This is a genomic window from Aeromonas sp. R2-1 (genome assembly GCF_040908425.1).
Classification (GTDB): Bacteria; Pseudomonadota; Gammaproteobacteria; order Enterobacterales; family Aeromonadaceae; genus Aeromonas; species Aeromonas caviae.
On record NZ_JBFODR010000053.1, the window covers coordinates 87,411 to 100,866 of the forward strand.

Genomic DNA, 13,456 nt, shown 5'->3' on the forward strand with positions numbered 1-13,456 from the left:
CCTTACTAGTTTTTATGCTGTAGAGGCTGGTTGGCGGCGATGGCGTGCGCAATGCGCGCCCGCAGCCCCTGCTTGTCAATCTTGCCCACCGCCGTCATGGGCAGGGCGTCCAGAGTTTCGAAACGGTCGGGCAGCTTGAAGTCCGCCACCCCGCGCTCGCGCAGAAACTTGCGCAAGGCCAGCGGCTTCAAGGCGGGATCCGTGCTGACGATGAAGGCGCAGCTCTTCTCCCCCATGGCGCTGTCAGGCATGGAGACCAGGGCCGCATGGGTGATGGCAGGGTGGTGCAGCAGCTGGTTTTCCACCTCTTCCGCCGCGATCTTCTCGCCGCCCCGGTTGATCTGATCCTTCTGCCGCCCGACCACGGTGAGGTAGCCATCGGCATCCTGTACCACCAGATCGCCGGAGCAGTAGAAGCCCTCGGCATTGAACACCCGGGCGTTGTGGGCCGGGCTCTGGTAGTAGCCGCGGAAGGTATAGGGGCCGCGGGTGTGCAGGGCGCCAGGCTCGCCGGGGGCAACCGGATTGCCCGCCTCATCGAGGATGCGCACCTCGTCGTCCGGGCTCATGGGACGGCCCTGGGTGTGAATGACCTTCTCGTCGGGATCAGAGAGCCGGGTGTAGTTGACCAGCCCTTCCGCCATACCGAACACCTGCTGCAGCCGGCAGCCGAGCAGCGGCCCAATCTTGCTGGCCACCGCCTCCCCCAGCTTGGCGCCGCCCACTTGCAGCAAGTCGAGGCTCTCGAGCTGAGTGCGCGCTGTGGGATCCGCTTCCGCTGCCTGCAGCCAGAGCGAGACCGCCGGCGGCACCAGCGAGGTGAGATTGACCCGGTGGCGGGCGATCAGCGGAAAACAGCTGATGGGGCTGGGATCGGGTGCGAGCACCACGGTGCCACCCACCTCGAACACCCCGAGGGCGCCAGGGGAGCTCAGGGGGAAGTTGTGGGGCGCCGGCAGGGCGCACAGATAGCGGGTATGGGGGCCAAGGCCACAAATTTCGTTGCTGCGACGCACGCTGTAGTAATAGTCGTCATGAGTTCGCGGGATGAGCTTGGGGGTGCCGGTGCTGCCGCCGGAGAGCTGGAAGAAGGCCACCTCGTCCGCCGGGGTCGGGCCACATTTCACCGGCTCACTCTCATCCCCCTTCGCCAACCAGTGGGTCAGCCCCAGCTCCCCCTCATCGCCATCCAGCAGCACCAGCTCGGCGCCGATGCTTGTCAGCAGCTCGCTCTCGCGACCCTTGCTCGCAAACAGCGGGTGAGCCAGCGAGCCGATAAAGAGGCGCGGTGTGATCTGCTCGGCATAAGAGAGGAGCTCCAGCCGGTTGTGGCTAAAGAGCGCATTGACCGGCGCGATGCCGGCCTTGAGTAGGGCGAAGAACACCAGATAGAACTCGGCCACGTTGGGGAGCTGCACCAGCGCGGTATCCCCCACCCCCAGGCCGTGGCGGGCCAGATTCGCGGCCAGCCGGCTCGAGGCGGCGTCCAGCTCGCCATAGCTCAAGCGCCGCTCGCCGCAGAGGATGGCCTCGGCGTCGGGGGCCAGCTCGCACTGACGCGCCAGCATGGCGGTCAGCGGCTCGCCGCGCCAATAGCCCTTGGCGCGGTAACGCTGGGCCAATTCGTCAGGCCAGCGGGTATAGGGCTGGAAGCGGTTGAATTGGCTCATTGCGCCACCTCCGGACTCAGGCCCAAGACTTCCAGATTCGGCTGTCCACTCTGCCAGCCCAGATATTGAAGCTGGGTCATTGCGCCACCTCCAAATCCAGGCCCAGTGCCTTGAGCATGGTGCCCAGCTTGGTGCCGGTCTCGGCCCACTCCATGGCGGGATCCGAGCCCGCGACGATACCGGCGCCAGCAAACAGCTCCACCTGATGGCCATCGAGCACGCCGCAGCGGATCACCACGGCCCACTCGCCGTTGCCCTGGCTGTCGCACCAACCGACGATGCCGCTGAACAGGGCGCGCCGGAAGGGCTCCTGCTCGCGGATGAACTGGCGGGCCAGATCAGTGGGATAGCCGCACAGGGCCGGGGTGGGATGCAGCTGGCAGGCAAGTGACAGTACCGATGCCTCGCCGCCATTGAGCCGCCCGGCGATGGGGGTGCCCAGATGCCAGAGGGTATCCGTGCTCATCAGCGAGGGATGAGCGGGGATCGCCAGCTCGCGGCAGTGGGGGGTCAGCACCCGGCGGATCTCGTCGATCACCAACTTGTGTTCATGCTGATCCTTGCGAGAGGCCAGCAGATCCCGGGCCACCATTTCGTCTTGCGCCGGTTCGCTCGCCCGACGGGCTGAGCCCGCCAGCGGATGGGTGAACACCTCTCCCCCGCTGACCCGCAGCAGCAGCTCGGGGCTTGCGCCCAGCAGGCGGCGGCCCTGGCCGAGCGGCAGGGAGAAGTGGAAGGCGTGGGGATTCTGGGCCATCAAACGGGCCATCACCCGCTTAGGGTCGGCGGGCTGGTGCAAGGTAAGGGTGAGTTTGCGCGACAACACCACCTTGGCGAGACGACCTTGTGCAAACGCATCCAGCGCCGCGCTGACCGAGGCCTGAAATTCGCTGGCCGGCGGGGTGCTCTGCACCGAGATGACCCGGTTGGCCTCGGGGGCCTGCTCAGCCGCTGTCACCGATGACGGCTCTGTCGGGGCCAGTTTCTCGCCCCGCTTATAGCTGCCGGGCACATAGAGGCAGGAGGCCTCCGCCGGGTCGAACGCAAAAGCACCGATCAGCAGAGGATTGCTCTGGCCGGCGGCGCTGGCCGCGGCTAAGGCGCTGGCAATCTGTTGTTCCAGCAGGGGCCATTCACAGGCGGGGGTGGTGATGGGTTGCCCCAGGTCAGTGGCACTGATCGTGCCCTGACCCGAGGTAAACAAGAAATCAGGCGACATCTTCGCCTCGGCAGGTGTGCCATTGTCCATTACTCGAGTCTTCACGTAACACCCTCAAAGAAGATTCAAAATGATAATGATTATCAGTTTGACTTTGTGCGGCGGTAAAATACTCGCTTTGAAATCGCGGGGTCAATGGGATTTTGCATCGTTAAAACAGGAGCTTGTCTGTGGGTACTTCAGAGATGACGCCAGGGCGGGCCTGCTGGCGGTGAAGGGAAACAGCTACTCGAATGAAAACGGATTGCCATCCCCATATGGGGGATGCGACAGAAACCGGTCAGGGCGGCCCCACTGGCGGCCAACCCGCTTTGCCTCTAAGATGGCGCCACCTCTTGTGACAGCCCCGAAAATGGAACCCTCCCATGTTGAAACACCTGCTTCTGCTTCCCTTCGCCCTGCTGCTGGCGGCCTGCTCGCTGACCCAGTACAGCGTCAGCGAAGGGGAGATCAACCAGTACCTCAAGGAGCGAGTCGCCTTCGAGAAACAGCTGGGGATCCCCGGCATCATGTCGAGCAAGATCCGCCTCGATGACATGCAAAGCCGCATCGGCCGCAGCCAGGCCGACAAGGTCGAGCTGGATGCCGCCGGCGAGCTGCAGGTGGCGAGCCCCCTTGGCAGCCAGCAGATGAAGATCCGCCTCTCCCTGCGGGCACGCCCGGACTATGTGGCCGAGCAGGGCGCCATCTATCTGCGCGATCTCGAATTGCTCTCCGTCAAGACCGAGCCGGCGGACGTGGGCACCGCCCTCTCCCCGCTCTTGCCCACCTTCAACCAGTCCCTCTCCCTGTTCCTCTCCCAGACCCCCGTCTACCGGCTCGATGGCAGCCGCCAGAACGAGGCGCGGATCAAGGAGAAGGTCGAAGCCCTCAAGGTGGAGCCGGGCCGACTGGTCATCCCCTTCAAACTGATGTGACACCTGCCGCCGCGCCTCTCCTCTTCACCCCACCGGGGCGCGGTTTTTTTCTTCTCAAGCCCCGCCCTTTGCCCCATAATGCACACCATTCTCATTTAGATTCATGAGAAGCGTCATAATAAAATCAACAATATGGTGAGAAGGACATGAGAAAAACCGTACTGGTGCAGGCGATCGCCTGCGCACTCCTCAGCAGCGCCGCACAGGCTGCCGTCAAGGTGGAGGACAAGACGTTCAACACCGCCGCCAACATGCTGGCCTACACCGAATTCGAGCTCTCCGGCGAGCCGCTGGCCGAGGCCCTCGGTCTGGATCTGGATGTGCTGGACGCCAACCGCGCCGACGAGCCGACCCCGTTCGACTTCGCCGCCGGCATCGAATCCTATGAATACTCCGAAGAGGCAATGTACGCCCTCAACTACCAGTCCGGCATGGGCCCCCATCTGGTAAACGGGCCGCAAAACCAGGCCCGTGGCGGCACCCTGGCCGACCTGGGCAAACGGGTACTGGCCATGGCCGAGGCCGTCGGCTTCCCCGCCGATGAAATTCCCCAGGGCATGTATCCCCTCTCCCTGCCCTACGCCTCTGCCAACCCGGAGTTCGCCCAGGCCGTAAACGCCACCCCGGTCAACGGTGACCAGATCACCATCAAGACCGCCAAGGGCAACGAGAAGAGCGTCAAGACCCAGGTCCCCGCCTACTTCCGCGACTACGCTACCCTGCGCTGGAGCGGCAGTGACAACCTGCTGGTCCCGGCCGCCGTGGGCGGCATCCTGCTCAAGGAAGTGATGTGGTCCCAGGACTTCCTGGGCGGCATGCACGTAGCCGAGACCGATGAAGAGGTGGAAGCCGCGTCCGCCACCATGGATCAGGACGGCAAGCACAAGCTGGGGGTTTCTGCCGCCGACGGCTTCAACGGCATGATGCTGACCGAGCAGTCCATCGACAAGCTCGCCATCCTGCAAGGTCAGCTCGGCTTTGACGGCAAGACCCTGGGCGCCAAAATCACCCCGCAGTACGATCCGGCCAAGGGGGTTGTCTACTTCCCTCATCAGGTGAAGGTGACAGAGACCAGCAAGAACGACGCCGGTGCCATCGGCAAGCTGGAGGTCGTGGACGGCTCCGCCCAGTTGCGCGACGCCTGGATGCTGCTGTGGCCCCTCTCCGAGTTCTACGCCTTCAGCGATCAGCGCACGGCCAACACCAACCAGAACCCGGCCTTCCACGCCGTGTTTGACGGTGCCCCGTTCGCCGCCGCTCCGGCTGCCAACCAGACCAACGATCTGGGCAAGGCGGTGGCGGGCAGCGATGCCTTCTCCCTGGCCCTGAACCTCTCCAACCTCACCTTCAAGAACCTGCTGGCCCTGCACTTCGAGCCCAAGGCTGGCACCCTGGTCGACAGCTGGCAGGCTGGCAAACAGGCCGGGCACGTCACCACCTTCGACGCCGCCTACGCCCTGGTCGCCCTGCAGATCTTCCAGCGCGCCCAGGATGCGCTGCCGGTGGGTTACGCCGCCGGTGACAATGGCGAGCTGAACCTCAAGACCCCGCAGGGTGAGCAGGCGATCGCACTGGTCCGCAAGCAGGCCGATTTCATCCTCGCCAACCTCAAGGGCAAGAACGGCCTGGTCCATGACGGTCTGACCCTAGGCGGCAAGCTTGACGCCGGTCAGTCCATCGACGCGCAGTTCGCCGCCATCCGCGGCCTGACCGCCGCCTTCCTGGCCACCTCGGATGCCAAGTACCGCACCGCGGCGCGCGAGCTCTTCATCGCCGCCGACAAGGCCTACTTCAATGCCAAGGCCGGTACCTGGCTCGCCGGCAAGCAGGGTGAATACACCCCCTGGACCCAGGCCGCCATCTCCGGCGCCCTGCGCTCTGCCATGCTGAACCTGCGCAACGAAGGGGTCGAGAAGGCACCCGAGCTGGAGCTGGCACAGCTGACCCAGCGCTACGTGAGCTGGTTCCGCGGCACCGTCAACGGCGGCATGCAGATGGCCGAGTGGATCGGCGACTCCGGCGAGAACGTCATCGAGGGTGCCGGCAGCGACACCGACGAAGATGGCGTCCCGCAAGTGACCGCCGCCGGTGGCAAGCATGGCACCGCCATGGTGATGGCCAGCAAGGCCCTGGTCAGCGAGAAATAAATCGACCACCAATAGAAAGGGAGCCCAGGGCTCCCTTTTTTTGTCTGTGTCGACGAGGTTAGCCGAGCTTGGCCAGCATCGGCTTGGTCACCAGCACGATGCCCTGCTCGGAGCGGTAGAAGCGGCGTGCATCCTCGTCCGCGTTCTCCCCCACCACCAGGCCGTCTGGCAGCTTGCATCCCTTGTCCACCACCACCCGGCGCAAGCGGCAACCAGCCCCGATCTCGACCCCGGGGAAGATCACCGCCTGATCCAGGGTACAGAAGGAGTGCACCCGCACGTTGGTGAACAGCACCGAGTTGAGCACGAAGGAGCCGCTCACGATGGAGCCCCCCGCGAACATGGAGTTGATGGTCATGCCGTGCTGGCCGTTTCTGTCCTGCACGAACTTGGCCGGGGGCGACATGTTCTGGCTGGTCCAGATGGGCCAGTTCTCGTCATAGATGTCGAGCTCGGGCACCACGGAGGCAAGGTCCATGTTCGCCTCCCAGAACGAATCCAGGGTCCCCACGTCGCGCCAGTAGGGTTTTTGCCCCTCCTTGGCCCCGACACAGGACATGTTGAACGGGTGGGCAAAGGCCTTGCCCTCTCCCACGATGCGCGGGATCACGTCCATGCCGAAGTCGTGCTTGGACTCCTGGTTGTGGATGTCCTCTTCCAGCAACTGGTAGAGGTACTCCGCCTCGAAGATGTAGATGCCCATGGAGGCCAGCGAGCGATCCTCGCAGCCCGGCATGGCGGGCGGATTGGCCGGTTTCTCCACGAAGGCGCGGATCTTGCGTTGCTCGTCGATGTCCATCACGCCGAAAGCCGATGCCTCGCAGCGCGGTACCTCGATACAGGCCACCGTCACCTTGGCGCCGAGGCGCACGTGATCCAGCAGCATGGCGGCGTAGTCCATCTTGTAGATGTGATCCCCCGCCAGCACCACGATGTACTTGGGACCGTAGTCACGGATGATGTCGACGTTCTGGTAGATGGCGTCTGCGGTGCCGCGATACCAATGCACCTCGTCCACCCGCTGCTGGGCGGGCAGCAAGTCGATGAACTCGTTCATCTGGTAGCGCAGGAAAGACCAGCCCGATTGCAGGTGGCGCAACAGACTGTGGGACTTGTACTGGGTCACCACACCCACCCGGCGGATGCCGGAGTTGATGCAGTTGGAGAGCACGAAGTCGATGATACGGAATTTGCCGCCAAAGTGGACGGCGGGCTTGGCGCGGTTATCGGTCAACTGCTTCAGGCGGCTGCCCCGTCCCCCTGCGAGCACCAAGGCCATACTCTGATTCAATAGTTGCCGTGCTTTGGCGGTGTCTACGGGTTCTAGCAACATATCTACCTCTGCTCTGTTGGGGCTGTTTTCAACCCATCTTCGCTTTTTTTACAGACCATGAAAGTGTTTTCACTCACATTTAGTTGCATTCCGCCGGCGCTTTATCGTGGAGTTGCGTGAGTACTCATGTTTTGCGCCAGCGACTTGGTTAGAATTTCTACATCATGAACATCATCAAGGATGAAACGATGTTGAATAAACATGAGGGAAACCTGCTGCTGGTCAGCGCACTGGTCTGCATTCCCATGCTGCTGTTGCAGGGAGTGCTGCTCGCCCCCCCCGCCTCACCGCTCACCCTGCTGCTGGTCCTGATGACCACCCTGACGGGATTCGCCCTGCTGCTCTTTCTCACCCACAGCGTGCGCCGTGGGGAAAAGGCGAGGCAGGAGCAACGCTGGCTGCTGGCGCTGCAGCAGCGGGATCCCGCCATGCTCGACAGCGTACAGGCACAAACGGCTCTGCGCCAGCTCCTTGCGTCCTTCAATGAGGCCGAGATCGATGCCCACCGCCAGATCACCGAATTGCACAATCAGGCGACCCGGGACGAGATGACGGGCCTTGGCAACCGCCACGCCTTCCGGCGCGATCTGACCGAGCTGCTGCAACAGGAAAACACCCAGACCGCCATCCTGGTGCTCATCCGCGCCACCGAGCTCGGGACCCTCAACGCCCAGCGCGGCTTCCAGTCCGGGGATGCCTACATCCGGGACATCGCCGCCCTCATCAGCCACACCGTCAACCGCTTCCCGGGCCACCGGGTCTATCGCATCTCGGGGGCCGATTTTGCCGTCCTGCTGCCCCCCCTGGCCCAGATCCCGCCCCATCTGCTGGGACGGGATCTGAAGCTCGCCTTCGATCGCTATCAGCACGATCACGAGCTCGAGAGTGCCGCCTACTCGGGCATGACCCGCCTGAGCAGCGAGCAGAAGATAGAGGCCATTCTGGCCCGGGCGGATCTCGCGCTGGCCCGTGCCCAGACAGAGGTGGTCAATGGCTGGGCCATCCAGCAGAACGACGAGGTGGTCGAGGTGCAGGGTCAGCGTCACTGGACCCAGGTGCTGACCGATCTGCTGGAGCAGGAGAGCATCAGCTTCACCTGCCAGCCCATCCAGCCCCTGCATCGCGGCATGCTCGCCTACCACGAGATCTATCCCCGTTTCAGCAGCAGCGACGGCACCGTGCTGCCAAGCGATACCCTGCTCGCCATGGCGCAGCGGCTGGACATGGTACTGCGCCTGACCCAGATGGTGATCCGCCATGTCATCCGCCAATACCGCGCCTTCGGAGGCCACAACAGCCGATGGGGTCTCAATCTGCCGGGCTCCCTGCTGCAAAACAGCGCCTTTCTCATCTGGCTGGATCACCAGTTGCAAAAAGACCCCGACATCGGGGCCAATCTGGTGTTCGAGCTCGACGAGGAGCACCTGGAGCGCAACCTGACCGGGTCCAGGCGGCTGTTCGAGCTGCTCAGGCGCCACGGCAGCCGCTCGGCCATCTGCAACTTCGGCAAGGGGATCGGCTCCTTCAGCCTGTTTCGCGAGCTCAAACCCGACTACATCAAGCTGGACCCCGGTCTCATCACCGAGCTGGAGCAGGATCTCACCAACCAGCAGTTCGTGCGGATGATCGTCGACGTCTCCCATCGCATGGGCTGCCTGGTGATCGCGGAAGGGGTGGAACAGATAGGCCAGAAGCAGATGCTGCAGAGCATGTATGTGGACGGCTTGCAGGGCTACCTCATCGCCCGGCCCCAGGAGCTGGGACCGGAGATCGGTCAGATGGGGATCTTCACGGAGACGGTTTCAGCTTCAACAGGGTCAGAATGATGTCGTTGAGCTGGCGATAACGCTCCAGCTCCTTCTGATCGTAACGGGTCGCCAGCATGGTCGGGTTGTGGCGATGCTTGAGGTAGCGGTTGATCTGCAGGCGGTTGAACCCGGCCACCTTGTAAATCTGGCCGAGCAGGGCATTGAGCTCGTCGTCCGCCAGCCCGGCCCGGGTCAGGTAATCGGGTTGAGACGGGCTCTCCTGGCGGGCCGTGACCTTCTCCAGCTGGCCACGCTCCTGCAAATAGGTGAGCCACTGCTCCACGTAAAGCGGCTTGCAGCCCCCCAGCAGATTGAAGTACCCCACGGCATCGCAGCGGCACCCGCTCAGCAGCACCAGGGCCAGCTCGTCGCTGTCACACTGAAAGCTCACCGGGCCGCTCTGGCTCCAGTCCAGCGCCTGCACCTGGATCCTCCCCTGCGCCCCCGCCTTCGTGGTCACGTCAAAGACAAACATGGCACCTCCCGATCGGCAAAGGGTTGATGATGACCCATCCCCGGAACGGGTGCAAAGGCAAATCGCCTTTCATGGCCCATGGCGGCCATAAAAAAACCGGCCCCCCGAAGGGGGCCGGTTCATCACAATCCGGCAGGACGGCAGACTCAGGCGTCCAGTTCCACCAGCGCCTTGGCCAGCTCGATGGGCTCGAGCTCCTGACCTTCCAGATCGGCGTTCCAGTTCGGGCCGACCAGCACGTCGTCCTCGTCCAGATCGTTGATCCAGATGTCCAGGAACTCTTCGAGCTCGATCACTTCCGGCTCGTAATCCGCCCACTCGTCCACGCAGTGCAGGCGGGCATCTCCTTCGGCGGACCAGAGCGGCATCACGTCCGCATCTTCGAACTCGGCGGAGCGGCACACCACCCAGTCTTCACCGTAGCGCAGACCCCACACCTGACCCGACTCGCGGACTTCTTCGATGAACAGCTGGAAATTGGCGTCAAGATTGTCAGTTAGTTTGCTCATGGGGTCTCTCTCTTGCAAAGCAATGGCAGGCTGTCGGCCAGGGCTGGCCGAGAATGGGGCAGATGGTGTCCCAAAAGCCCCCCAGACTCAAGCCTTATCCCGAAAAAGCGGGGAGAAAGGCCGTCAGATGCGATATTTCGCCACCAGGGCCCCCAGCTCGTCGCAGGCCAGCGCCAGTTGCCCGGATGCCTGCTCGGTCAGCCGGTTCTGGGCCAGGGCATCCGCCGCCAGCTGGGTGATGGCCACCAGCCGCTGGTTGATCTCCTCCGCCGCCCGGCTCTGCTCCGCCGCCGCCGTGGCAATCTGCCCATTCATGGCAGTAATGGTGTGGACGGATCCATCGATGGCATTGATGGCGACATCCGCATCGCCGGCCCTGTCCGCCGTCGCGCGGGAGAGCTGCTGCAACTGGCTGATGCCGCTGACCACCTTGCCGGCCCCCTCCTGCAGCCGCTGGATCATCTGCCGGATCTCGTCGGTGGAGCTGTGGGTGCGGGTCGCCAGGGTACGCACCTCGTCGGCGACCACCGCAAAGCCGCGCCCCTGCTCCCCGGCCCGTGCCGCTTCAATGGCGGCGTTGAGGGCCAGCAGGTTGGTCTGCTCCGCCACCCCGCGAATGACGTCGAGCACGGAGCCAATCTGCTGAGTCTCCTGCTCGAGGCGGCTCACCGCCTGCACCGTCTCCACCATCTCGTCCGCCAGCTGGCTGATGGACTCCCGGGTCTGGACCACCACCTCGCGGCCATGCTGGGCCAGATTGAGGGCCGAATCCGCCGCGTCGGCGGCCTGGGCCGCGTGCTGGCCCACTTCGCGGCTGCTCACCGTCATCTGCTCCATGGCGCTGGCCACCCGCAGGGTATCCTGCTCCTGGCCGGTGACGATGGCGCCGGTACGCTCCACCACCTCGGCCAGCTGGTGGGCATGCACCCGGTTCTGATCCGCTATCTGCTGGCTGCGGGCCACCAGCTGCGCCATCTGGCTGGCGAAGAGGTTGAAGTTGATGCTGAGCTGGCTCAGCTCGTCACGCCCCGACTCCGGCAGACGTACCCGCAGATCCCCCTCCCCCCTGGCGATGTTGCCAAGGGCCGAGACCGAGCGGGAGAGGGGCACGACGATGCTGCGCACAATGAGGCCGACCACGGCAAACAGCAGGAGGGCCAGCACCAGCCCGATCCCCAGCAGGGTGTGCAGCACCTCCCGGTACTGGGCCTCGACGTCGTCCACATAGACGCCGGTACCGATGATCCAGTCCCAGGGGGCGAAGCGCTTGATGTAGGAGATCTTGCGTACCGGTTCGTCCACCCCCGGTTTGGGCCAGTAGTAGGCCACCTCCCCCGCGCCCTGGGCCCGGGCCAGATCGGCGAAGGCGACGAACAGCCTGAGCCCCTGCTTGTCCTCCACCCCGGAGAGATCCTTGCCGTCCAGCTCGGGTTTCATGGGGTGCATCACCATGGTGGGGTGGCTGTCGTTGATCCAGAAGTAGTCATCGTTGCCGTAACGCAACCCCTTGATCAGCGCCAGCGCCTCGGCCTTGGCGCTCGCCTCGTCCAGCTCCCCCTTGCGTACCCTGGCTTCCAGCCCTGCCACCAGGCTGTAGGCGGTCTCCACCTGGGCCTGGGTCTGGCGGCTCTTCTCCCCCATCAGCCCCTGCTGATAGATCTGCAGGCAGAAGAACAGCAGCAGTCCCAGCAGCGCCAGCACCATCAGGGTCACCAGCGACAGACGCCGACCGATACTCCATTGTCTCAACATACCCTCGCCCCGCAGCAGCTACATATCCTTAACACAAGGTATGCCGCCGCGACGCGGGCTGTCCACGATGTCAGCAAAAGCGATGCCAAAAACATGATCCAGCCCCAAAAACAAGAAAGGGTGCCAAGTGGCACCCTTTCTCGTGGTCGACAGGAAGAGGGATCACCGCTCCCAGTACACCTCTTCCAGGCTGTCTTCCTTCTCCGGCAACCCGCGGGAGAGGCGCGGGCTGCTCTGGGCCAGCACCTCGTAGCTCACCCGGTTGGCGTACTTGCACACCTGGGCCAGAGAGGAGTAGGTCAGGAATTCCGAGAGATGCTTGGCGGAGTTCGGCACGTTCATGCGGTGGTAGGCGTTCGCCACCATGTCGTGCAGCACGGCGGACAGCGCCCCGTCCCCTGCCCCGTTGGTGTTCTTGATCTTCTCCGGGCCGCCCATGTAGGGGGAGATGTGGGAGTAGATACGCGCAGGCTTGCGGCACTTGTCCCGGGCCATGGGGCGGCTGAACTCGTACATGTTGAACTCGGGGATGACGCCGGGCAGCAGGGTGTGGGTGGTCTCGCGCTTGTAGTCCTCGTCGGTGTAGCTCGCCATGTAGAGGCCGATGGGGCCGGCGGTGCAGAGCACCATGTCCGCCCAGTCCAGCGCCTTGTCGGCCGCGCCGAGGGGATCCTTTATCCCGGTCAGGGCCTCCGCCTCGTCCTCGTTCATGGCGAGCACGGTCACGTTCTCGCTGATGAAATCGCGCCACCACTGGGGATTCTCGTCGATGACGAAGCGGGTGCCCAGAGTCAGCACCACGGGCACCCCGGCCTCGCGGGCATAGCGCACCGCGGCCATGGCGGCCTCCTTCATGGGGGTGCCGTCGGCGCCGCGCACCAGGTAAGCGGTGATCACCAGGGCCGAGGCCTCCTTGATGATGGTCTCGGGGATGTGGTCCACATCCAGGTGATCCATCTTGCCGGCGTTGATGCCAAAGCTGCGCTCTCCCCCTTCGGTGATGAAGGTGAAGCAGCGCCCGACCGGGCCGTCCACCGGCTGCAGGTAGTCGAGGTTGACCCGGGAGGAGGTGTTGCACAGATAGCGGTAGGCATAGCTGCCGATGCGGATGTCCTGGCTCATGACGCCAAGCAGGATGGAGTGGGAGTCCGCCAGCACGGAGTAGTTGTGCATGGTGTTGCCGATGGTGCCGCCGGCAAATTCGCTCACCACCATGTTGTTGGCCTTGAGCTCGTCGTAGACCAGCTCCGCCACTTCGTCGGAGATGAGCATGGAGTGGCCCTTGCTCAGGCCGTACCGGTTCAGGAAGTCTTCGTCCACATGGGCTTCGATATCCACCAGAGTCTGATCGATGCCCACTACATAGGCCTTGCCCAGTTCGGTGAGCTGGGAGTTCTGCGGGATCAGGGGATCACGTCTGTCGACCGGGAAGTAGTGTTTGGACTTGCGCTGACCGGGAAATTTCATGGCAATCTTCTGTGCTCTGGGGAAAAGAGGGGCGGGATTTTAACACAATCCACCACGCCGAAAAGTCGCACGATTGAATTTTGAGGTCAGTATAGACAAGGGCTTGCGAGGAAAACGTTTGACTTGTCTGCCACAAAAAACCACCCCGTGACGGGGTGG

10 protein-coding genes are annotated in these 13,456 nt (G+C 63.7%); 3 read left to right on the plus strand and 7 right to left on the minus strand.

Translation table 11 applies throughout. The features are described 5' to 3' along the window. Positions 1-5: 5 nt before the first annotated feature. Together amoE and AB5Y80_RS18880 are read right to left on the minus strand one after the other, a co-directional pair. Positions 6-1,670, minus strand: a complete 1,665-nt coding sequence (gene amoE, locus AB5Y80_RS18875; RefSeq protein ID WP_323942801.1) for an amonabactin biosynthesis (2,3-dihydroxybenzoyl)adenylate synthase AmoE — start codon at positions 1,668-1,670, stop codon at positions 6-8. A gap of 76 nt (positions 1,671-1,746) precedes the next feature. After that, a complete protein-coding gene (locus AB5Y80_RS18880; RefSeq protein WP_323579918.1) occupies positions 1,747-2,934 on the minus strand; it encodes an isochorismate synthase in 1,188 nt (395 codons plus the stop codon). Positions 2,935-3,254: 320 nt separating this feature from the next. Between AB5Y80_RS18880 and AB5Y80_RS18885 the strand changes: the two genes are divergently transcribed. Together AB5Y80_RS18885 and AB5Y80_RS18890 are read left to right on the plus strand one after the other, a co-directional pair. After that, positions 3,255-3,806 (plus strand): lipoprotein, encoded by a 552-nt coding sequence (locus AB5Y80_RS18885; protein WP_039038906.1) that lies wholly within the window; start codon positions 3,255-3,257, stop codon positions 3,804-3,806. 146 nt (positions 3,807-3,952) lie between these two features. Continuing rightward, positions 3,953-5,953, plus strand: a complete 2,001-nt coding sequence (locus tag AB5Y80_RS18890; protein ID WP_368173361.1) for a hypothetical protein — start codon at positions 3,953-3,955, stop codon at positions 5,951-5,953. A gap of 58 nt (positions 5,954-6,011) precedes the next feature. Here AB5Y80_RS18890 and glgC read toward each other — a convergent pair whose 3' ends face one another. Next, the gene (glgC, locus tag AB5Y80_RS18895) at positions 6,012-7,286 is read right to left on the minus strand and encodes a glucose-1-phosphate adenylyltransferase (protein ID WP_039038908.1); all 1,275 of its coding nucleotides are present in this window, start codon (positions 7,284-7,286) and stop codon (positions 6,012-6,014) included. Between the two features lie 188 nt (positions 7,287-7,474). On the opposite strand from glgC, the gene AB5Y80_RS18900 reads away from it, so the two are divergent. Continuing rightward, positions 7,475-9,112 (plus strand): GGDEF domain-containing protein, encoded by a 1,638-nt coding sequence (locus tag AB5Y80_RS18900; protein ID WP_323920189.1) that lies wholly within the window; start codon positions 7,475-7,477, stop codon positions 9,110-9,112. Here the strand turns inward: AB5Y80_RS18900 and AB5Y80_RS18905 are convergent. The 4 genes from AB5Y80_RS18905 to AB5Y80_RS18920 form a co-directional block, all read right to left on the minus strand. Further along, positions 9,075-9,569 carry a hypothetical protein gene (locus tag AB5Y80_RS18905; RefSeq protein ID WP_010674428.1) on the minus strand — a complete coding sequence of 165 codons (495 nt, stop codon included), beginning with the start codon at positions 9,567-9,569 and terminating at the stop codon, positions 9,075-9,077. The two genes, AB5Y80_RS18900 and AB5Y80_RS18905, sit on opposite strands and share 38 nt — an antisense overlap. Positions 9,570-9,715: 146 nt before the next feature. Next, positions 9,716-10,078, minus strand: coding sequence for a DUF2750 domain-containing protein (locus AB5Y80_RS18910; protein ID WP_010674427.1), 363 nt, complete (start codon positions 10,076-10,078; stop codon positions 9,716-9,718). A gap of 123 nt (positions 10,079-10,201) precedes the next feature. Then, positions 10,202-11,830, minus strand: coding sequence for a methyl-accepting chemotaxis protein (locus AB5Y80_RS18915; RefSeq protein ID WP_039038910.1), 1,629 nt, complete (start codon positions 11,828-11,830; stop codon positions 10,202-10,204). 162 nt (positions 11,831-11,992) lie between these two features. Further along, a complete protein-coding gene (locus AB5Y80_RS18920; protein WP_010674425.1) occupies positions 11,993-13,297 on the minus strand; it encodes an inosine/guanosine kinase in 1,305 nt (434 codons plus the stop codon). Between the last annotated feature and the right edge of the window lie 159 nt (positions 13,298-13,456).